Source organism: Kitasatospora sp. NBC_01560 (assembly GCF_045208415.1).
Lineage (GTDB): Bacteria > Actinomycetota > Actinomycetes > Streptomycetales > Streptomycetaceae > Kitasatospora.
Genome location: NZ_CP109364.1, coordinates 919,930 through 939,793, shown reverse-complemented (window position 1 = coordinate 939,793; position 19,864 = coordinate 919,930). Strand labels below are relative to the sequence as shown.

Sequence of the window (19,864 nt, the reverse complement as noted above, 5' to 3'; positions counted from 1 at the left end):
GGTGTCCCCGACGGTCCGCGCCGCGAACCATGGACGAGTTGCGCGGTCGCGGCCCGGGCCCGGCCACCGCAGCAGCCAGCGGCGATCCCCTCCCCGTTCCGCCGCTGCGGGCACCAGGAAGACGATGCACATGTCCCACACCCCGTCCGCCGCCGGCCACTCGCTGATCGAGCAGCACGGCGTCGACACCATCCCCGAGGCCGAGCGCACCAGCACCCCGCGTGACGTGCTCTCCATCCTGGTCGGATCGAACCTGGCCTTCGGCGTCGTGGTCTTCGGCTGGCTCCCGGTCTCCTTCGGCCTCTCCTTCTGGGCCTCCGCCAGCGCGCTCGTCCTCGGCACCACGCTCGGCATCGTCCTCACCGCGCCGCTGGCCCTGGTGTCGCTGCGCACCGCCACCAACCTGTCCACCAGCTCCGGCGCCTTCTTCGGCGTCCGGGGGCGGCTGCTCGGCTCGGTGATCGGGCTGCTGCTCTCGCTCGGCTACACGGCGCTCTCGCTCTGGGTCGGCGGTGACGTGGTGGTCGGCGCGCTCAACCGGATGCTCGGCCTGCCCACCGGCGGGGCCTCCTACGTGGTGACGTACAGCGTGCTGGCCGCGCTCAGCGCCACGGCGGCCGTCTTCGGCTACCGGCTGCTGCTGAAGCTGGAACGCGTCCTGATGTGGGCCATGGGCGCCCTGCTGCTGGCCGGCCTGTTCGCCTTCGCGCCGCACTTCGACGGCTCCGCGCACGGCGACTACCTGCTCGGCGGCTTCTGGCAGACCTGGCTGCTGGCGGTCGTCGCGGCCGGGCTGAGCGGGCCGATCGCCTTCATCACCCTGCTCGGCGACTACACCCGCTACGTCTCCCCGGCCCGGCACAGCAGCAGCCGGGTGCTCCGCTCCACGGCCGTCGGCCTGTTCGTGGGCCTGCTGGTCCCGCAGCTGTTCGGCGCCTTCACCGCCGTCGCCACCGGCGCGGGCGACGACTACGTCGGCAGCCTGATCGCCGGTGCCCCGATGTGGATCCTGCTGCCGCTGCTGCTCAACGGCCTGCTCGGCAGCGCGGGCAACACCGGCCTGATGCTCTACAGCATGGGCCTGGACCTCGATGCCATCCTGCCGCGCGCCACCCGCCTCCAGGCCACCTACGTGGTGGCGGCGCTGGCCACCGTGCTGGTCTTCCTCGGTCACTTCGTCTGGAGCGCGCAGTCCGCGGTGACCTCCTTCGTCCTGGTGCTGACCGCGATCGGCACCCCGTGGGCGGTGATCACCCTGATCGGCCACCGGCGGTTCCGCGGCGACTACGACCGGCAGTCCCTCCAGGTCTACAACCGCGGTACCCGGGGCGGCATCTACTGGTACCGCTCGGGCTGGAACGCGCCGGCCACCGTCGCCTGGGCCGCCGGCAGCGCGATCGGCCTCTGTGCGGTGGACACGCCGGTGTACCGGGGGCCGCTGCTGCCGCTGACCGGCGGCATCGACCTCAGCTTCGTCCTCTCGGGCGCGCTCGCGGCGGTGGTCTACGTCCTGCTGTCGCGGTCCGCGCGGGGCCGGGCCGGCCGGGCGCCGTCCCCGGTGACCGGTGCGGCGACCGGTGCGGTGACCGGTTCGGCTGCCGCGGCCGGGCGGGAGCAGGCCGCCAGACTCGACGGCTGAGGGCCGGCGTCCCGGCCCCGGACGGGCCGGTCGCCGACGGGATCGAGACACCACTCCAGCAGCGACGGCCACGGCCCGTACCCGGCGTCCGGGTTGAGATGCGCCCCGCCGGCCACCACGTCGACCGGGAGGCCGTACGGCTCGCCGTACGCGGCGGCAGCGCCCTCCGGGCAGCACGGATCGTCGTCACTGCCGACGATCCGGGTGGCGCGGGCCGCGGCCCGGAGCCCACCGCCGGCCGGCGGCGGCGGCGGGGGCGCGAACGCGGCGACCTCGGTGTGCTGCCGCAGGAAGCCCGGCGACGGCGGGGCGACGAGCAGCACCCGGTCGACCGGGACGGCCACGGTGCCGCGGGCCTCGGCGTGCAGCCAGAGCGCGCAGGCGAGGCTGTGGCAGACGACGGTGCGCCGACCGGCGGGCAGGCCATCGAGGCGGGTGCGCAGCTCGGCCAGCCACTGGTCCAGGTCGGGGTGGTCGGGGTCGGGGAGCTGCGGGTGGTCGGCCCGGTGGCCGAGCCCGGCGAGCCGGCCGGCGAGCCAGGTCTGCCAGTGGCCGGCGGGGCGGTGGTTCTGCCATCCGTGCAGGATCAGGAAGCCCTGTGCGCGCGTGCTGCCGGTCATCGTCGTTCGCCGTCCGGGGGAGAGGGTGCGGGAGGCCGAGGGGGAGTACGGGGGGCACCGGGGAGTACGGGTCGTGGTCCCGTGCAGTGCGGAGGTGCGACGGGGTGCCGAGGACCGCTCCCGGCGCCCGGCCCGGGAACGATTCTGCGGCCGGCCGATCACAGCGGTCCAGTTAATCTCTCCGGATGGAACCGGTTAGCAATTCCTTCACCGTCGACCTGCGCCGGCTGGGTGTCCTGCGGGAGCTGGCCCGCCGCGGCAGCCTGGCCCGGACCGCCGACGCGCTGCACCTGACACCGTCGGCGGTCTCGCAGCAACTCGCGGCACTGGCAAGGGAGGTGGGGGTGCCGCTGCTGGAGAAGCACGGCCGGGGCGTCCGGCTGACCGGGCAGGCCCGGATCCTGCTGGAGCACGCCGACCTGATGGCCGCGCAGTGGGAGCGGGCCCGGGTGGACCTGGCCGCCTGGGAGGAGGGCCGGCGCGGGGCCGTCACCGTCGGCGCGTTCTCCAGTGCCGTCAACGGGCTGCTGCCGGGCGCCGTGCGGGCCCTCGCCGCGCACCACCCGGACCTCGGCCTCCGGGTGGTCGAGGCCGGCGCCCCGGACGTGTTCACCCTCCTCGACGCCCGGGAGATCGACGTCGCCGTCGCGGTCGACTTCGCCGCGGCCCCGCCCCGGACGGACCCGCGCTACTCGCGCACCGCCCTGCTGGCCGACGTCCTGGACATCGCCCTCCCGGCGGACCACCCGCGGGCGGGCCGGGACCGGATCCCCCTCCAGGACCTCGCCGCCGACGCCTGGATCGTCGGCGACGCCGGCAGCTGCTGCGGTGCCGTCACCCGCTCGGTCTGTGCGGCCAACGGCTTCACCCCGGACATCCGCCACGCCGTCGACGACTGGACGGCGCTCGCCGCGCTGGTCGAGTCGGGGCTCGGCGTCGCGCTCGTGCCGCGACTCGTCCAGCCGTTGCACCGCCCCGGGCTGGTGCTGCGGCGCCCGGCCGGCCCGCCCCCGGTGCGGCACGTCTTCGCCGCGGTCCGGGCCGGCTCCGGCGCGGATCCGGCCCAGGCCGCCGTCCTCGACGCGCTCCGGACGGCCGCCGCCGAGGCCGCCGGGCCCACCCCGGCCGGTCCGTGACGACGGCCGGTCCGTGACGACGGCGGGTCCGTGACGACGGCCGGTCCGTGACGGTGCCCGGCGGCGCGAGCCGGGTGGGTCGTGTGCCGGGCCTGCGGGCCCTGAGGGGCGGGGTGAGGTCTCGTCAGAGCGGTTGCCCGCAGCGCAGGTTCCAGCGGGCGGCGCGGCCGCTGAGCTCGGTCAGGGTGAGCGGCGGCACGTCGATGCGCCAGAACGCCTGCGCGGGCAGGGCGAGGGCGTGGACCACGGCGGCGCGGACCACCGCGGGCTCGACGACGGCCAGGACCCGCCCGGAGGCGCCCAGCCCGTCCAGCCAGGCGCCGACCCGCGCACCGAAGGCGGTGAGGGACTCACCGCCGTGGGGCGTGGCGTCGGGGTCGGAGAGCCAGGCGGCGAGCTCCTGCGGGTCGGCGGCGGCGAGGTCCTCCAGGCGGCGGCCGTGCCAGCGGCCCCAGTCGCAGTCGGCGGGCCCGGCGGCGCCGGCCGGGCCGAGGCCCAGTGCGGCGGCCGTGCCGGCACACCGTGCGGAGGGTCCGGCGACGACGAGGTCGGCCCGGGGCAGGGCGGCGGCCGCTGCGCGGGTGCGGCGCACGGCGGCGTCGTCGAGGGGCGCGTCCGCACCGAAGCGCGCCTGCCTGCCGTCGTCGGTCAGCGCCGGTGAGACAAGCATCACCCGTATCGTCATTCCCGTGCTCCTCCGTGGTTCCTGTTCGGGCCGCGTGCGGGCGGGCGGTCCGTGTGCGGACCCTGTGCCGGCCGGGCACGCGCCGGGAATCGCCGAGGTCACGGTTGGCTCCGGCCCCTTGGCCCGGCCCGGCGGCACACGCTACCGTCTGGCCGTTAAAGACGACGGTGTGACGGAATTCCGGTGAAACTCCGGTACGGTCGCGCCACTGTGAGCCCGGCGGTCCCACACCCCCCGAGGGGTGGGCCGGCGGGGAGTCAGACCCGCCACTGTCGTCCTCTGCTCCATCGAACGGGACGCGTGTTCCCCAAGGAGGTCTGGTCATGGCTCACCCCATTGCCCCCGCCGCCGTCACTCCGGCCGTCACCCCCATCTCACTCAAGGCGCTCGCCCCCTGGGCGCTGTTCGTCGGCGTCCTGATGCTCGTCCTGCTCTACTTCGTGGGCGCCGAACAGGGCGCCTTCTCGGTGTTCTCCGGCGAGGACGTCCACGAATGGGTCCACGACGGCCGTCACCTGCTCGGCTTCCCCTGCCACTGACACCCCGGGAGTCGAACACCGTGAACATCTCCGTCGGATCCCTGCTCGGCCGCGGCATGCTCGCCGGCCTGCTGGCAGGACTCCCCGCCCTCGCCGTCGCCTACCTGCTCGGCGAGGGTCCCATCGACTCGGCCATCGCGTACGAGGACGGCCACCTGGCCGCCCACGGCATGGGGGGCGAGGAGGAACTCGTCAGCCGGGCCCTCCAGTCCACGGCCGGCCTGGCCACCGGGGTGCTCGTCACCGCGGTGGCGCTGGGCGGCATCGCCGCCCTCGTGTACGCCTTCGCGCTCGGCCGGATCGGGCGGTTCGGCCCCCGGGCGACCGCCCTGCTGCTGTCCGGTGCGGCCTTCACCGCCATCGGCCTGGTGCCGTTCCTGAAGTACCCGGCCAACCCGCCGGCCGCCAACGACGCGGAGACGATCAACACCCGGACGGCGTTGTTCTTCCTGATGGTCGCGCTCAGCATCCTGCTGGCGGTGGCGGCCACCATCCTCGGCCGGCGACTGGCACCGCGGCTGGGCAACTGGAACGCCACGCTGGCCGCCGGCCTGGCGTTCGTCGTCGCCGTCGGGGTGGCCTACGCGGCCCTGCCGGCGGTCAGCGAGACGCCGGAGGACTTCCCGGCCACCGTGCTGTGGCAGTTCCGGGTGGCCTCCCTGGCCATCCAGCTCACCCTCTGGGCGTCCTTCGGACTGGTCTTCGGCCACTTCGCCGAGCGCCTGATCAACCCGGTGGCCCGCGCGGTGCGGGCCACGGAGCAGCCGGCCCCGGCCGCCTGATCCGTCCCGGCACCGGCCGGGGGCCCTGCGGGCACGTCGTCCTCGTGACGGCGTGCCCGCACCCGTTCGCGGCCCGTCCGCGGACCCGTTCGCGGACCGCGCGGTCGGGCGGGGTCGGGCAAGGTTCTTCGGGCGGGGTCGTTCAACCGTGCTCGTTCAGCTGCGTTCGTTCAGGCAGAGGATGTTCCCCTCGCTGTCCTTGAACCAGGCGGCACGCATGCCCGCCTCCTCCGCGACGCCGTTGACCGTCTTCAGGCCGGGGAAGTCGTACTCCTCGAACGTGATGCCGCGGGCGCGCAGCGCGGTCATCTCACCGTCGAGGTCGGTGACCTTGAAGCTGGCCAGGGTGTGGGCGGCCTGCCCGCCGCTCGGGGTCTCGTAGATGCCCAACTCCGTGCCGCCGCATTCGAACGTGATGTCGTGCGCGCCCTCCTCGGTGAGCTTCAGGCCGAGGGTGTCGGTGTAGAAGCTCCGTGCGCGGGCCAGATCGGCGGCCGGGATGATGGCAACCAGGGGTGCGTCTCCAAGCATGTCCATCGCCTCCTACTCACCAGGCTAGGGACCTCGGCCGCGGCCTGCCCACCGGGCCGGGGCGGCCCGCGCCGCGCCGGGCCCGACCTCCCCGGCCCGGGCACGGCGCGTTGCCACCAGCGGTGTCAGCGGCGGTGTCACCGGCCGTGTCACCAGCCGTGCGGCACCCGCTCCAGCACGCCACCGGCGAACAGCTCGTAGAGCGGCAGCGACTCCAGGTGCACGTAGCCGATGTGGCAGTCGCAGACCGGCAGCGGGCAGCCGCGCGGGCCGAGCCGGGCGCGGTACGAGCCGTCGTAGAGGTTGCCGAGCACGTCGCGGACGAAGTGGCAGCGGCGGACGGTGCCGTCGCCGTCGACCGAGAGGACGGACTCGCCGGTGCGGCAGGGGCGGCCGGCGCTGAGGTGGGCGTGCCGGCTGTAGCCGAAGTGCGGGTCGACGGCCTGCCAGTCGGCGGCCTCCGCGTCGGTGTAGGTGCGGCCCTCGGCGGCGTTGATCCACAGGTAGACGCCGGGGGAGAGCTCCGCGCGCAGCCGGCGGGCCTCGGCGAGGTGCTCGGGCTGCCCCACCACGCCCACGCTGTACCGGACGCCGAGCCGGTCCAGCTCCCGGCACTTGGCGAGGAAGCGCTCCCGGTCGACCTGGCCGGGGTGGTACGTCACCCAGAGCGCCAGCGTGCCGAGGTCGGCCTCGGCCAGCCAGTCGGTGCGGCAGCTGAGGTTGGTCTGGATCGCCACCCGCCGGACGTGCGGCAGCCGGCTCAGGGAGACCAGCGCCCGCCGGTACCAGGACCGCACCAGCCCCTCGCCCCAGGGCGTGAACAGCACGGACAGCGTGTCACCGGTGCCGGCCCGCCCCGCGGCCCAGCCGGTGAACCGGTCCAGCGCGGCGCGGTCGGCCCGCAGCTGCTCGGGGGTGTCGCGGCGCTTGGCGAACGGGCAGTACGGGCAGTCGTAGTCGCAGGAGGCCAGCGGGCCCCGGTAGAGCAGCGTGAGGTCCCGCCCGCCGTCCGCTGCGGCGCCGGGGACAGGAACAGGCGCCGGGGCGGGGGCGGGGGCAGTGGGAGGTGAAGGGGCAGCTGAAGGGGCAGGGCGGGGCGCGGGCATGCCGAGGAAGGTCATTTCACCTCGTATTCGGCCATCAGCCGGTGGACCTCCGGCGAGAACAGCATCGGGCCGGCGAGGTCGGAGTGGGCCAGCCCCTCGGGCGAGAGCACCAGCCGCAGCGGGTCGTCCGCCAGCCAGCCCCGGGCCTCGAACGCGGCCAGCTCCGCGGGGAAGTCCTCGGTGGGCGTCGAGCCGAACCGGGCCCGGTACTCGGCCACCGGCAGGCCCTCGGCCTGCAGCAGCGACTGGACGAGGTGCCGCCGGCGGGCCTCCTCGGGCGTGGTGCGGCGGCCCACCACGGCGTGCCCGAAGTCCTCGGTGGCCACGTAGTCGTCGATGATCCCGCGGACCTCGGTGGCGTTCACCGCGTAGTCGAAGGAGTAGTGCAGCGCCGAGGTGTAGGAGCGGGCGCCGCAGCCGAGGCCCACCATGCCGTCGGTCTGGCAGGCGTACTCGCCGCTGCCGGCCTGCGCGGAGGCGGCGCGGCGGAACATCCGCATCGACACCTGCTGGTAGCCGTGCGCGAGCAGGTGGTCCCGCCCGGCGCGGTAGAGGGCCAGCCGGCGGGTGTCCCACGCGGCCCGGCTCTCCTGCTCGCCGCGCCGGGCGAGGCCGGTCAGCGGCCGGACGTAGAGCGGGTAGAGGTAGAGCTCCTCGGGCTCCCAGGCCAGCGCCGCGTCGAGGGAGTGCAGCCAGCTCTCCGCGGTCTGGCCGTCGATGCCGTAGATCAGGTCGATGTTCAGGACGGGGAAGCCGGCGGCGCGGATCCGGCCGAGCGCGGCCTCGACCTCGGCGCGCTTCTGCGGGCGGACGGCCGAGCGGGCCTCCGCGTCGACGAAGGACTGCACGCCCAGGCTCAGCCGGGTGGTGCCGCGGGCGGCCAGCACCTCCAGCCGGTCGGCGGTGGCGGTGGACGGTGAGGCCTCCACCGAGAGCGGGATCGCCCGCAGGTCGGCGCCCGTCCGCCGCTCGGCGATGTCGCAGAGCCGCTCCAGCTCGCCGGCCGTCAGGAAGGTCGGCGTGCCGCCGCCGAACGCGGCCAGCGCGAACCGGGCGTCGCCGTCCAGCGCCTCGCGGACGGCGCCGGCCTGCCGGTCGAGCGCGTCCAGGTAGGCGGTGGTCAGGCCCTCCGGGCTGCCGATCCGGGTGAAGAGGTTGCAGAAGCCGCAGCGGACTTCGCAGAACGGTATGTGCAGGTAGAGCGAGAGCGCGTGCTGCGGCTCGCCGGCCCACAGCTCACGCAGCGCCGGGCGCTCCGGCAGCGGCCGGTACGCGGTCTTGTGCGGGTAGGCGTACACGTACGACTGGTACGGCGACTCGGCCGCCCGGACGGGTGCCGTGGTCATGCGGTCTCCTCGGCGGTGGCGGTGGCGGTGGCGGTGGCGGTGGCGGTGGTTGGGTCGGTTCCCTCGGGCCGGCCTGCGTCTGCGCCGGCGGCTGCGGAGGACGGGGCGTCTGCGGCTGCGGAGGACGGGGCGGCTGCGGCGGGGAGGGTGAAGTGTGCGTACGGGACCGTCCAGACCACCTCGTGGCCGATCCGGTGGCCGGTGTAGCCGTCCTCGCCGTAGGCGGTGCCGTGGTCGGAGCAGACGATCGCGAAGCACGGCCGGCGGCTGCTCATCGCCGCGAAGAGCCGGCCGATGTGGGCGTCCACGTACTCCAGCGCGGCCGCGTGACTCTCCCGGGAGTCCCCGTGCTCGCGGGTGGCACCGGGCAGGTGGAACCAGTTCGGCTGGTGCAGCGCGGAGACGTTGACGAACAGGAAGAGCGGCTGCCCGGCCGGCTGCTCGGCGGCCACCTGCTCGGCACGCGCCACCTGGGCCTCGAAGGAGACCGGGGAGGGGACGCCCATCTCGGGTGCCCAGTGGCTCTCCTGGAACAGGCCGGGCAGCACCGAGCCGAGCGGGCCCTGCCGGTTGAAGAAGCCGACGCCGCCGATGCAGACCGTCCGGTACCCGGCCCCGGCGAGCGCGCGCGGGAGGTCGGCGGTGTCGAACACCCAGGTCCGCGGGGCGGTGGTCTCCGAGCCGGCGAACCGGGCGGCGAACAGGCGCGGGTGCGGACCGGTCGGCGAGGCCGGGGTCGGCAGGAAGCCGGCCAGGATCGCCTGGTGCGAGGCGTAGGTGAAGCTGCCGGGGGAGTGCCGGCGCTCCCAGCGGCCGCCGGGGAGATGGGCAGCGAGGTGCGGGATCCGCCCGGCCGCGGCCAGCTCCTCGGCCACGTCGAAGCGCAGGGTGTCCAGCGTGACGAGGAGCAGGTCGTGGCTGCCCACGACGGCGTTCATGTCGGGCGTCGCCGCCTCGGCCGCTGCGACAGGCGCCGCCGCCGCGACAGACGCGGCAGGCGTGGCCGGCTCGGTCGGGGCGGCAGCTGTGGAGCTCGTGGTGGGTTCGGGCTGCTGGTGGCTCATCGGCTCGGTTCCGTACGTGCGTCGTGGGTGGGCGCTGAGGGGTGGGCGCGGTCGCCCCGGTGCCGGGGGCCGGCCCCGGGCGCGGGGTGCCGGTGGAGGGCGGCGAGCTGGGCCGCGTAGGTGTCGAGGCCCTCGGCCGGGCCGCCGGGCAGGCCGGTGAGCCGGGGCAGCAGGTCGCCGAAGGCGTTCACCTCGCCGACCAGCGCCCGGCGCCAGCCCGCGGTGGGCAGCACGTCGACACCGACCATCGGCGCGTGCGGGAAGCACGCGGCCGCCCGCTCCGCCGTGTCGAGCAGGACCGGCCAGCCGGCCCCGGCGGCCTCCTGCGCGAGGGCGAGGCTGCCGCGGGAACCGCCGAGGTGCAGATTGGTCATCGGCTGACTGCTGGTGCGCACCACCACGTGGGTGGCCCGTCCGTCGATCACCACCACCCGGAGGTCCGCCGAGCGGCCGGCCTGCGAGGCCTTCGGGATCCACTGCTCGACGTGCAGGCCGTCCGGGGCGAGCCGGTCGATCAGCCCGGCCACCTGCCGCTCGTCCCGGTAGCGCCGGACCTGCAGCGAGTTGTGCAGCTGCCCGTCCGCCTGCTCGACCGAGGTGGTGGCCAGTACCTGCCCGCGCGGGCCGAACTCCAGCGCCACCACGCCGGAGGCCGAGGAGCCGTGCGCGGGTTTGACGAACACCCGGCGCAGGCCGGCCGGGTGCAGCCGCGCCCGGAGGTCGTCCCAGCCGGTGACGGGCGGGCCGGCGAGTGCCCGCGGCACCGGCACCCCGGCGGCCGCCAGCAGCGCGTGGGCCCGGCGCTTGTCGAACATCACCGCGATCTCCTCCGGATCGCCGAGCAGCCGGACGCCGGGGTGCCGGGCCAGCATCCGCAGGGCGGCCGTCACCCCCGCGTACCAGGCCGCGCCGCCCTCCACCCTGGTCGGCGCATAGGAGGAGCCGAGCGCCGGCCCGCGCAGCAGCTCGTCCACCGCCGGCTCCTCGCCGGGCGACTCGATCCGCACCACGCTCCCCGCAGGCAGCCGGAACGTGCCGCGCAGCACGTCGAGCCAGGGCAGCACGACCGGTTCGGGCAGGCCGGCCGCCCGGGCCGCGGCGGCGAACAGCGTCACCCGCCGGTGGCCGGGATTGCCGAGCACGGTGAGCAGTCCGGTCGGCGGCACGGTGTCCGACCGTGCGGCGCTCGGCGGCCGGGACGCGGTCGGGGTGGGGGTCGGGGTGGGCACCGGGGCGGCCGTTCGGCTACTCGGCGACCGCGACGTAGCGGTCCTCCGGGTCGTCCTCTTCCTCGGCCTCGGAGAGGTCGAGCGCCACCCCCGGGAGGGCCTCGCGGAGCCGCTCCTGCATCGGCTCCGAGAGGTAGTGGTGGTGCAGGTCGAGGGCGCGCAGGTGGGTGAGCGGCTGGCCCTCCAGCAGCGCGGTGGCGCCCTCGTCGGTGAGCATCCCCATGGAGAGGTCGAGGGTTTCCAGCCGGGCCACCACCGGGGCGTGCGCGACGGCCGCGGCGATCTCGTCCTGGTACTCGCTGTTGGCCAGGCCGAGGTGGCGCAGCGCGGGGAAGCGGGAGCCGTCGAGGAACGGTGCCAGGTCGTCGTCGGTGGAGTCACCGCCGTACTCGTCCACGCCGAGCCAGAGCACGAGGCGCTCCAGCGCGGGCAGTTCGGAGGCCGCCACCGCCCGCACCACGGTGCCCGGGAGGCCGCCCGACTCGAACCGCAGGGCCGTCAGCCGGTCGTGCCGGACCGGGGCGAGCGCGAGGCCGTTGCCGCCGCGCACCACCAGCTCGGTCAGCCGGGGGAAGGCCGTCAGCACCGGGGTGACGTCGGACATCTCCAGCCAGGAGATCTCGCACTCCTCGGACGTCACGTCGGCCAGGAAGAGCGCCTCCAGGGCGGGGAGCCGCGCCGCCTCACGGACGAGTGCGGCGAGCGTGCCGGCGATCGGCCCGTAGTCCCGCTCCCACCAGCCGCCGAGGACGACGGCCCGTACCCCGGCCGTGTCCACCGTGTCGAGAAAGGCCTTCCAGACGTCCTCGAACGTGGTGCCCGAGTCGTACTCGACCGAGACCCGCCAGGCGACCGCGCCCGCGGCGGGCAGCTCCCGGGGGTCCGTGGGGGCAGCGGCCTCGCCGTCGACGCCATGGGTGTCGACGGCGACGCGGAAGTCGAACACGGGCAGGCCATGGAACTCCCCGGAGTGGTGGTTGACGGTCATGGTGCCCCCTGCGGCGCTCTGCTGTCGGGTGGTGGGTCGGTGGGCCCGGTCGGTACGGCGGGTACGACGGGTCGTGCGGCGGTGGTGCGCGGGCCGGCTACTCGGCGACGGCGACGTAACGCCACTGCTCGTCCGGCTTGCCGGCCTCGGAGAGGTCGATCGCCACCTCCGGCAGGGCTTTGCGCAGTCGCTCCTGCACCGGCTCGGACAGATAGTGGTGGTGCAGGTCGAGTGCCCGCAGGTGGGTGAGCGGCTGGCCCTCCAGCAGCGCGGTGACGCCCTCGTCGGTCAGCACGCCCATCGACAGGTCGAGCGACTCCAGCCGGGCCACCACCGGGGCGTGTGCGACGGCCGCGGCGATCTCGTCCTGGTACTCGCTGTTGGCCAGGCCGAGGTGGCGCAGGGCGGGGAAGCGGGAGCCGTCGAGGAACGGCGCCAGGTCGGCGAGGGTGGAGCTGCCGCCGTAGTTCTCCACGCCGAGCCAGAACTCCAGGCGCTCCAGCGCGGGCAGCTCACTGGCCGCGACAGCCCGCAGCACCTCGACGGGCAGGCCGCCCGACTCGAACCGCAGGGCGCGCAGGTGCTCGTGCCGCAGCGGCTCGATGCCGATCCCCTCGCCCCCGGAGTAGCTGCCCGCGGCGCCGCGCACCACCAGCTCCTCCAGCAGCGGGAACGCCGTCAGCAGCGGCGTGGAGTGGACCATCTCGATCCAGGAGATCTCGTTCTCCTCGTACGTGATGTCCCCGACGAACAGGGCGCGCAGCGCCGGCAGCCGGGGCGCCGCCTCCAGGAGCGCCTCCAGCGGGCCGGCGAAGCTCTCCGGCCCGTCGCTCGACCATTCGCCGACCACCACGGCGGTGACCCGCCCGGTGTCGACGGTGTCGAGGAACTGCTGCCACCGTTCGAGATAGGGCTGCGGCGTGTCGTACTCGACGCCGACCTTCCAGGCCACCGACGCCGCGTCGGGCAGTGCGGTGCCGGCCTCGACGGCCGGGACGAAGTCCAGGACGGGGAGGCCGTGGAACTGCTCGATGTGCTTGTTCACCGTCATGCGCTGCTCCTCCGGGATCGGTACCGAACAGATGTCTACCAGTCGGGTCCGACAATCCGGCGGGTGGGGCACATACCGGGCGGTTTGTCGGACCCCCTCGCTACGTTTCGGGGCATGGGGAGCCGACGTCCGTCGGTCCGGTGAGGGAGGTTTGATGTACCGCCAGGGAGACGTGCTGATGGTGCCGGTCGAGGAGGCCGCGGTGCCGCCCCGGGTGGCGGCGCTGGCCGCGCAGCCGCGGGACGCCCGGGGCCGGCTGGTGCTGGCGCTCGGCGAGGTGACGGGCCACGCGCACGCCGTGGTCGGCCCCGGCACGCTGCGCCGGGAGGCCGGGCCGTTCGGTGCCGCCTGGCTGCACCTGCCCGAGGGCGGCCGGGTGGTCCATGAGGAGCATGCCGCGATACCGCTGCCCAAGGGCTGGTACCGGGTGGTGCGCCAGCGCGAGTACGTGCCGGGCGCGGTGCGCGTCGTCGCGGACTGACGGGGCCGCCCCGCGGGTGTGCACGCTCGGCGGCGGCGGTGACGGCGGAGTTCGGCGGCCGGGCGGGGTGCCCGGCCGGGATCGGAGCAGGTGGTGGCGACGGTGGCGACGGAGACGGCAGTGACAGCGGTGACGGCAGTGACGGCGGCAGGGAGTGCCGGGCAGGAGGCGACAGGCGTGGTGGCCGGGGTGACGGCGCGGTGGCGGGCGAGGGCCGCGGCCACCGGCCCGGCCGACCGGGCCGGGGTCGAGCGGGCGGTGCGGGCCGCCTACGGGGCGGCCGGGCTCGCCGGGCCGGCGCGGGTGCGCTGGTTCGGCTCGCCCCTGGCGGCCGCCGAAGCCGCCCTGGAGCTGCGGGCCGCCGGCGCGGTGAGCGTCCGCGAGGCCGTCCGGACGGCGCCGTGGGAGGCGGCGCGTCGCGCGGCCGTCGAGCGGGTCGGCGCGGCCGGCTGGGCGCCGCTCTGGGCGCTGACCGGCGGTGAGCTGGGCCCGGTGACCACCGCGCTGGCCGGGCGGATCCGCGACGCGGTGCTGGACCGGCTGGCCCCCGAGGCCGACCCCGACGAGGAGTCGCAGGCCCTGGTCGACGCCGCCCGGGCGCGCCGGACCACCGCCCGCCTCGCCCTGCTGGACGCCGTCCGCGGCCAGCACGACGCGCCCTGGTTCGCCGTCTTCGAGGCCGCCGGCCTGCTCGGTGACGCCCCTGCCGCCGGCGGTGCCGACACCGTCGGCGAGCACCCTGCGCCGCCGGCCGGGCTCGCGGCGCTCGCCGACGCGGCGTGCGGTACCGGCTGGTGGTGGCCCTACGAGGGGGTGGTCCTGCTCTCCGAACGGCCGGTCTCCCTGCACCGCGACGAGGCGGGCCGGCTCGACCGCGCCGACGGCCCGGCGCTGGAGTACACCGACGGCTTTGCCCTGCACGCCTGGCGTGGCATGCCCGTCCCGGCCAACTTCCTGGCCGGCCTCGGCGCCGTCACCGTCGAGCGGATCCGCACCGAGGAGAACGCCGAGCTGCGCCGCGTGCTGCTGGAGCACTACGGCTACGAGCAGTACCTCGCGGACTCCGGCGCCGAGCCGCTGCACCGCGACGGGACGGGTGTGCTGTGGCGGATCCAACTGCCGGACGACGAGCCGGTGGTGATGGTCGAGGTGGTCAACTCCACCGCCGAGCCCGACGGCACCTTCCGCACCTACTGGCTGCGCGTGCCGCCGAGCATCCGGACGGCCCGGGCGGGCGTCGCCTGGACCTTCGGTGTCCCCGAGGCGGAGTACCACCCGGAGCGCGAGACCTGACCGGCTGCCGGGCGGCGGCCGGTCGCGGGCCCGGCGCCGCACAGCGCACCGCCCGCGCCGGAACGGCGCGGGCGGCGGGTGGCGTGGGGCGGGTGGGGAGGAGGATCAGGACGGGGCGCTGCCGTTGAAGGAGCCGACCACGTTGTCGCCGCCGACGTTGAAGATGTCGCCGCCGGCGAGCTGGTTGCCGGTGCCGATCACGGTGATCGTGGTGGTGTTCACGGTCGGGCCGTCGGCGAAAGCCTGGACCGGCGCGGCGGCGATGCCGGCGGCGGCGAGCAGGACGGCGACGGTACGGACGGTGCGGTACATGGAGTAATCCCTTCGTGGGCCAACTTGCTCTGCACACTAGGGACCTGAGGTGCGCTCCCGGGCGGATTGTCACTCGAATGGTCCGTGCTGCGTGTCGGCCCGGCCGCAGCCCGGCCGCAGCCCGCCCACGGCCCTGTCGCGGCCCGGCCCGCCGGCCTCGCGGCGCGGGCCGGGCGGAGTGTCACGGCCGGTACACCGTCAGGGCGTTGGTTGCCTTGGCGAGGCGGAGGGAGCCGGCCGCCGGGAGGCTCTCGCCGTCGACGGAGATGCGGTCGGCGGTGCCGAGCGAGTCGATGTCCAGCGCGTGCAGGCGGGCGGAGTGGTAGACCCGGGACCGGCCGAGGGTGCCTGAGAGGAAGGCGGCCGCGAGCCTGGTCCGGGCGAACGGACTGCCGCCGTCGATCACCCGGATGTCCAGCAGTCCGTCGGCCAGTCCGGTCCGGCGGGTGGGCGCGAACCCCGGCGGGTCGTACGCGCCGTTGCCCGCGAACAGCAGCCAGACGCGCCGACTGCGGCCGCCCACGGTCACGGTGACCGGCTCGCCCTGGGCGAGCGCCCGGGAGACGGCCACCGCCAGGGCCGGCCACTTGCCGATCCGCCCCTCCAACGACTCGCGCAGGCGCACCAGTTCGGGGTAGATGCCGAGGCTGAAGGTGTTCAGGAAGACCCGCCGCTCGTGGTCGTCCACGGCCAGACCGAGATCGACCCCGCAGGCCGAGCCGGCCGCCACCGCCCCGGCCGTCTCCTCGGACGAGCCGATGCCGAGGTCCAGCGCGAAGTGGTTGAGCGTCCCGCCGGGGAAGACCGCCAGCGGGAGGTTGCGTTCGTGGGCGAGCGAGGCGGCGAGGTTGACGCTGCCGTCGCCGCCGCAGACCCCGAGCGCGCCGCCGGCCGCCGCCGCCCGGTCGGCGGCCTCGGTGAGCAGCTCCGGCAGGTCGTCGTCCGGGCCGCAGAGCCGTACCTCGGCGCGGGGGAGCAGGGCGCGCAGCGCGGCCACGGTCTCCTCCGGGTCGGCCGGCAGCAGGGCGCCACTGCCGGAGCCGCTGTTGACCACCACCGACAGGCCCGCGCCCTCGGGCAGCGCCGGCGCCGGCCGGCGAGCCGGCCCGGCGGGCGGCGGTTCGTCGTTCGACCGCGGCCACCACTGCAGGGTGAGGGCCGCCAGCGCCGAGCCGACCGCGAAGCCGGCCACCACCGCGCCCGCCGCCCGCGCCCCGCCGGCGGCGCGCGGCAGCCCGACCGCGGCCGCCACCGGCGCCAGCGCGGCGCCCAGCCACGGGGTCTCCACGGCGACGCCGGCCACGAAGGCCGCCGCCGCGGCGGAACGCCGGGCAGGCAGGGGCACCGTGGCGGGCCGGGGGCCAGCCGCGCGGCGAGGCCCGCCGCGGACGACGCCAGCGCCAGCGATCCGACCCCGCGCAGTGCGGCCCGCCGCCCGGCCCGGCCGCCGACCGCGCCGAGCACGGCGGCGGTGCCCAGCCAGAGCAGCCCGTGACCGGCGGCGCGCTCCGGTCCGCGCAGCCACCGCGCCACGTCCGGTCGGTGGGGCGCTGCCGCCCGCTCGAACAACGTCCGGCTTCTCACGTCGAGTCGCATCCTGTGAGCCTAGCCCGATACGGCGGACGTACACCTACGACTGCTGTGGAGCGGTGCGCTACCGGCAGGCGATGAAGGTGCCGGCCGCGGCCGGAGGCAATCGCCCACCTGCGCCGGCGCAACGCCGCCGCCCGCCGCCCCGACGTCCTGGAAGCCCGACGCCGCGAACGCGCCCGCATCCGCAGCGAGAAAGGAATTCGCCGGGCGCTCGGCCCACCCTTGTTGCCTGAATCACTCGGCCCCGAGCGAGCCGTCCGGCTGGGAACGTCGTGTCGCGACAACCGCTGAGCTGGACGGTGTGGTGAGTATCTCGGTGGCGTGAAGGGCGGGATGGGTGAGGTAGAAGACTCGGAGCTCATCCACCTCGCCGCCGTAGCGAGGCGGCCAGTCGGGCGAGGGCGTGAAGTCATCCAGGATGAGAAGGCCCCCGGGGGCGAGGAGTTCGACAACCCGCTGGGGGGCGTCACGCTTGCCGCCGCCGTCACAGAAGAAGACGTCGAAGGGGGCGTGCTGCTCAAGCAACCGCCAGTCCCCGGTGAGGATGCTCACGCGCTTGTCGTCCACGAAGACACCGGCCGCCCGACGGGCCAGATTCTCGTCGCGCTCCACGGTGACCAGGCGCGCCCCGGCACCGAGGCCGCTGTGCAGCCATGCGGTTCCGACTCCCGAGCCGGTGCCGCTTTCCGCGATGGTCCCACAGGGCTTCGAAGCCGCGGCCAGGCTGAGCAGCCTGCCCACTTGAGGAATGCAGCTCTTCTTGAAGGCCGCCTCCGCAGCAATCCTCTCTGCGGCCACCACGCGTGGCGGAACGGCACGTTCTGCCATGTCCATGGGCCTCCCCCTTCGAACGGCGAATGTGACGCTACCGCCCGGCCGAGGTGCACGCAGGGACTTCCGCCCGTCCGGACCCGGCGAACGTTGCCGGGCACAGCACTACCGTGGTGAGGAGCGGTCGTCGGCCGTCCGGCGAGGCCGGGGTGCGTACGCGGGCGAGTACCGGTACGAGGACCGGGTTGAGTACGGGTACTCAGGTGCGGCGGGCCGGTGGGGCGAAGACTGGGGGCAGCGCGGCAGGCTGCCGCGCCTCCGCCGCTCGTTCGAGAAGCCGGGCCACCGCCATGCTCAGTCTTACCGCCGCCGTCCTCGTGCCCGCCTTCGGCGCCCTGCACGTCACCGCCGATCCGGGGGCGGTCCTCGCGCCCGGGTCCATCGTCGCGGCCAACCACACGGCGCTCGCCGATCCGGCGATCGTGCTGGCGGCCCTGCAACGTCTCGACACGCGGCCGGTGGTGCTCGCGGCGGCCGGGCTCTGGCGGGTGCCGGTGCTCGGGCGGGCGCTGCGGAGCGGCGGTCACATTCCCGTGCACCGCGGCACCGCCCGGGCGGCCGAGGCCCTCGACCGGGCGGCGGAGGCGCTGGCGGCCGGGCGGCTGGTGCTGATCTACGGTGAGGGAGGCCTGCCGCGGCGCCGTGACTCCGGTGAGCGGCCGCCCGGCGCGTTCCGCAGCGGTCTGGCCCGGCTCGCGGCGGCCACCGGTGCGCCGGTCGTCCCGCTCGGCCAGGCCGGTGCCCGCCGGGTCGTCTCGGGTGGCGTACTGAAGCAGCTGGCCGGCCTGGCCACGGCGCCGGCCCGGCGGCCGGCCCTGCACGTCCACGTCGGTGCGCCGCTGCGGCTGGCGGGGGAGCCGGCCGCAGCGACGGCACTGGCGCACCGTGCGGTGACGGCGGCGTGGGAGACGGCGGCGCGGAGCGCCCGGCCCGGGACTTGAGGCCCCGGGCCGGGCCGGCCGCGCGCCCCCCGACGTGGCCGGTCAGGGCAGGTCAGGGCAGGTCAGGCACCGCCGGCGATCTGTCCGAGGTTGCTCCAGCCGTTGCCGCCGGCGCTGTCGCCCCCGCGGTAGGCGTAGGCGGTGACGGCGCCGCCGGGGGCGGTCCGGAGGTAGTCGGCGTGGGTGTCACCGTCGAAGTCGGTGAACTGCACGCTGCCGTGCTCGGTGGTCACGCCGGTGGCGACGCGGCCGATGCCCTGCCAGCCGCCGCGGCGGTCGCCACCGTGGTTGAGCCAGGCGTGCACGGAGCCGTCGGGGTTGATCATCAGGTAGTCGGCCTTGCCGTCGCCGTCGAGGTCGGCGAGCCGGACCCGGCTGCGGTCGGTGGTGACGCCGGTGGCGGTCTGGCCGATGCCGTACCAGCCGTAGGCGCCCGCGGGGTCGCCGCCGCGGTTGAGCCAGACCTTGACGGCGCCGCTGTCCTCGACGACCAGGTAGTCCGTGCGGCCGTCGCCGTCGAAGTCGGCGAAGCGGACCTGCTCCTGCTGGGTGGTGAGGCCGGTGGCGACGCGGCCGATGCCCTGCCAGCCGCCGTTGCCGGCCGGGTCGCCGCCGCGGTTGAGCCAGACGTCGACGGAGCCGTCGGGGTTGATCATCAGGTAGTCGGCGCGGCCGTCGCCGTCGAAGTCGGCGAGCCGCACCCGGGTGCGGTCGGTGGTGACGCCGGTGGCGACGCGGCCGATGCCCTGCCAGCCGGCGCTGCCGGCCGGGTCGCCGCCGTGATTGAGCCAGACGGAGACCTCGCCGGTGTCGGCCACGACGGTGTAGTCGGGCCGGCCGTCGCCGTCGAAGTCGGCCCACCGCACGCGGCCGCTTCCGCCGACCTCGGTGCCGGCCCGCGGGGCGGGCGGGCGGGACGCCCAGCCGTCGGCGACCACCTGGTCGAGGGCGTGGTGGAACACCTCCGCCATCTTGCGGTAGCCGCTGTCGCTCGGGTGCAGCCGGTCGGGGAGGTCGGCCGCGGGGTCGAGGTCCGCCGGGGCCACGTACCGGAAGTGCCGGCCGACGGGGCCGCCGGTCGTCGGCTGGAGGGCGGCGAAGGTGCTGTTGAACCGGGCGGTCTTCTCCTCCAGGCCGGGGGTGGCGGTGAGGAGGCCCTGCACGACGACGGTCACGGCCGGCTTGTCGGTGAAGATCCGGTCGACCAGCTCGGAGAGCCGTTGGGCGGCCTGGACGGGGTCGGCGTCCTGCTCCCACTTGAGGTCGTTGATGCCGAGGTGCAGCAGGACGACGTCGGGGTCGGCGGCGGCGAGCCAGCGGTCGATGTCCGCCCGGATCTGGGCGATCCGGTAGCCGCTGTGCCCCTCGTGGTCGGGGTCGGCGATAGCGCCGGAGGAGTTGGTGCCGACCAGGTCGAGGGCGTAGCGGGACTGCTGGGCGGTGAGGTCACGGAGCGGCGCGCGGTAGCCGGCCCCGCCGGTGCTGCCGGCGCCGTCGGTGATCGAGTCGCCGAGCGGCATGACCTTGACCACCGGCGGCAGGGGTGCCGCGGCGGCGGTCTCCGCCGCCGCGGAGCCGGCGCCGGGGCCGAGGGCCAGGGCGGCGAGGGCGGCCAGTGCGGTCAGGGTGGCGCGTTTCACGAGGTGTCCGTTCTGCGGGAGAGGATGCGCGCGGGCCGGGCCGGGGCGGCCGCGGGG

At 75.6% G+C, this 19,864-nt stretch carries 19 protein-coding genes and 2 pseudogenes; 8 read left to right on the top strand and 13 right to left on the bottom strand.

Features of this window, described 5'->3' with window-relative positions; genetic code table 11:
• The first annotated feature begins 130 nt into the window (after positions 1–130).
• A complete protein-coding gene (locus tag OH807_RS04105) occupies positions 131–1,639 on the top strand; it encodes a cytosine permease (RefSeq protein WP_406193972.1) in 1,509 nt (502 codons plus the stop codon).
• A gap of 71 nt (positions 1,640–1,710) precedes the next feature.
• On the opposite strand, the pseudogene OH807_RS04100 reads toward OH807_RS04105, so the two are convergent.
• Positions 1,711–2,259: pseudogene (locus tag OH807_RS04100) on the bottom strand (RBBP9/YdeN family alpha/beta hydrolase); the annotation flags it as partial.
• A gap of 185 nt (positions 2,260–2,444) precedes the next feature.
• Here OH807_RS04100 and OH807_RS04095 point away from each other — a divergent pair.
• Entirely contained in the window at positions 2,445–3,395 is a 951-nt protein-coding gene (locus OH807_RS04095; protein WP_406193970.1) for a LysR family transcriptional regulator, read from the top strand.
• A gap of 124 nt (positions 3,396–3,519) precedes the next feature.
• On the opposite strand, the gene OH807_RS04090 is transcribed toward OH807_RS04095, so the two are convergent.
• Complete coding sequence (locus OH807_RS04090; RefSeq protein WP_406193968.1) at positions 3,520–4,080, bottom strand: histidine phosphatase family protein; 561 nt, start codon at positions 4,078–4,080, stop codon at positions 3,520–3,522.
• Between the two features lie 323 nt (positions 4,081–4,403).
• Between OH807_RS04090 and OH807_RS04085 the strand changes: the two genes are divergently transcribed.
• Both OH807_RS04085 and OH807_RS04080 read left to right on the top strand, forming a co-directional pair.
• Positions 4,404–4,619: a CbtB-domain containing protein gene (locus OH807_RS04085; protein ID WP_406193966.1), complete on the top strand. Its 216-nt coding sequence runs from the start codon at positions 4,404–4,406 to the stop codon at positions 4,617–4,619.
• 20 nt (positions 4,620–4,639) lie between these two features.
• Entirely contained in the window at positions 4,640–5,401 is a 762-nt protein-coding gene (locus OH807_RS04080; protein ID WP_406193964.1) for a CbtA family protein, read from the top strand.
• Between the two features lie 156 nt (positions 5,402–5,557).
• On the opposite strand, the gene OH807_RS04075 is transcribed toward OH807_RS04080, so the two are convergent.
• The 7 genes from OH807_RS04075 to OH807_RS04045 form a co-directional block, all read right to left on the bottom strand.
• A complete protein-coding gene (locus tag OH807_RS04075) occupies positions 5,558–5,938 on the bottom strand; it encodes a VOC family protein (RefSeq protein WP_406193962.1) in 381 nt (126 codons plus the stop codon).
• Between the two features lie 143 nt (positions 5,939–6,081).
• Positions 6,082–7,053: an STM4011 family radical SAM protein gene (locus tag OH807_RS04070; RefSeq protein WP_406193960.1), complete on the bottom strand. Its 972-nt coding sequence runs from the start codon at positions 7,051–7,053 to the stop codon at positions 6,082–6,084.
• A complete protein-coding gene (locus tag OH807_RS04065; protein WP_406193958.1) occupies positions 7,050–8,384 on the bottom strand; it encodes an STM4012 family radical SAM protein in 1,335 nt (444 codons plus the stop codon). The genes OH807_RS04070 and OH807_RS04065 overlap by 4 nt, the downstream gene beginning before the upstream one ends.
• Positions 8,381–9,322 carry an STM4013/SEN3800 family hydrolase gene (locus OH807_RS04060; RefSeq protein WP_406210683.1) on the bottom strand — a complete coding sequence of 314 codons (942 nt, stop codon included), beginning with the start codon at positions 9,320–9,322 and terminating at the stop codon, positions 8,381–8,383. Before OH807_RS04060 ends, OH807_RS04065 begins: the two co-directional genes overlap by 4 nt.
• 122 nt (positions 9,323–9,444) lie before the next feature.
• Positions 9,445–10,677, bottom strand: a complete 1,233-nt coding sequence (locus tag OH807_RS04055; protein ID WP_406193956.1) for an STM4014 family protein — start codon at positions 10,675–10,677, stop codon at positions 9,445–9,447.
• A gap of 16 nt (positions 10,678–10,693) precedes the next feature.
• A complete protein-coding gene (locus OH807_RS04050; RefSeq protein WP_406193954.1) occupies positions 10,694–11,665 on the bottom strand; it encodes an STM4015 family protein in 972 nt (323 codons plus the stop codon).
• A 97-nt stretch (positions 11,666–11,762) separates the two neighbouring features.
• Positions 11,763–12,716, bottom strand: a complete 954-nt coding sequence (locus OH807_RS04045) for an STM4015 family protein (RefSeq protein WP_406193952.1) — start codon at positions 12,714–12,716, stop codon at positions 11,763–11,765.
• A gap of 154 nt (positions 12,717–12,870) precedes the next feature.
• Between OH807_RS04045 and OH807_RS04040 the strand changes: the two genes are divergently transcribed.
• Both OH807_RS04040 and OH807_RS04035 read left to right on the top strand, forming a co-directional pair.
• Positions 12,871–13,197: a hypothetical protein gene (locus OH807_RS04040; RefSeq protein WP_406193950.1), complete on the top strand. Its 327-nt coding sequence runs from the start codon at positions 12,871–12,873 to the stop codon at positions 13,195–13,197.
• 129 nt (positions 13,198–13,326) lie between these two features.
• Positions 13,327–14,490, top strand: coding sequence for a DUF6745 domain-containing protein (locus OH807_RS04035; protein WP_406210680.1), 1,164 nt, complete (start codon positions 13,327–13,329; stop codon positions 14,488–14,490).
• Between the two features lie 105 nt (positions 14,491–14,595).
• On the opposite strand, the gene OH807_RS04030 is transcribed toward OH807_RS04035, so the two are convergent.
• Complete coding sequence (locus tag OH807_RS04030; protein ID WP_406193948.1) at positions 14,596–14,802, bottom strand: hypothetical protein; 207 nt, start codon at positions 14,800–14,802, stop codon at positions 14,596–14,598.
• Between the two features lie 181 nt (positions 14,803–14,983).
• Positions 14,984–16,147 carry a diacylglycerol/lipid kinase family protein gene (locus OH807_RS04025; protein WP_406193946.1) on the bottom strand — a complete coding sequence of 388 codons (1,164 nt, stop codon included), beginning with the start codon at positions 16,145–16,147 and terminating at the stop codon, positions 14,984–14,986.
• Between the two features lie 353 nt (positions 16,148–16,500).
• Here OH807_RS04025 and OH807_RS04020 point away from each other — a divergent pair.
• A pseudogene (locus OH807_RS04020) lies at positions 16,501–16,628 on the top strand (IS630 family transposase); the annotation flags it as partial.
• Position 16,629: 1 nt separating this feature from the next.
• Here OH807_RS04020 and OH807_RS04015 read toward each other — a convergent pair.
• Positions 16,630–17,229 carry an O-methyltransferase gene (locus tag OH807_RS04015; protein ID WP_406193944.1) on the bottom strand — a complete coding sequence of 200 codons (600 nt, stop codon included), beginning with the start codon at positions 17,227–17,229 and terminating at the stop codon, positions 16,630–16,632.
• A gap of 287 nt (positions 17,230–17,516) precedes the next feature.
• On the opposite strand from OH807_RS04015, the gene OH807_RS04010 reads away from it, so the two are divergent.
• Entirely contained in the window at positions 17,517–18,167 is a 651-nt protein-coding gene (locus tag OH807_RS04010; RefSeq protein ID WP_406193942.1) for a lysophospholipid acyltransferase family protein, read from the top strand.
• Between the two features lie 62 nt (positions 18,168–18,229).
• Here the strand turns inward: OH807_RS04010 and OH807_RS04005 are convergent, their stop codons facing one another.
• Positions 18,230–19,807, bottom strand: a complete 1,578-nt coding sequence (locus OH807_RS04005) for an FG-GAP-like repeat-containing protein (RefSeq protein ID WP_406193940.1) — start codon at positions 19,805–19,807, stop codon at positions 18,230–18,232.
• Positions 19,808–19,864 lie beyond the last annotated feature (57 nt).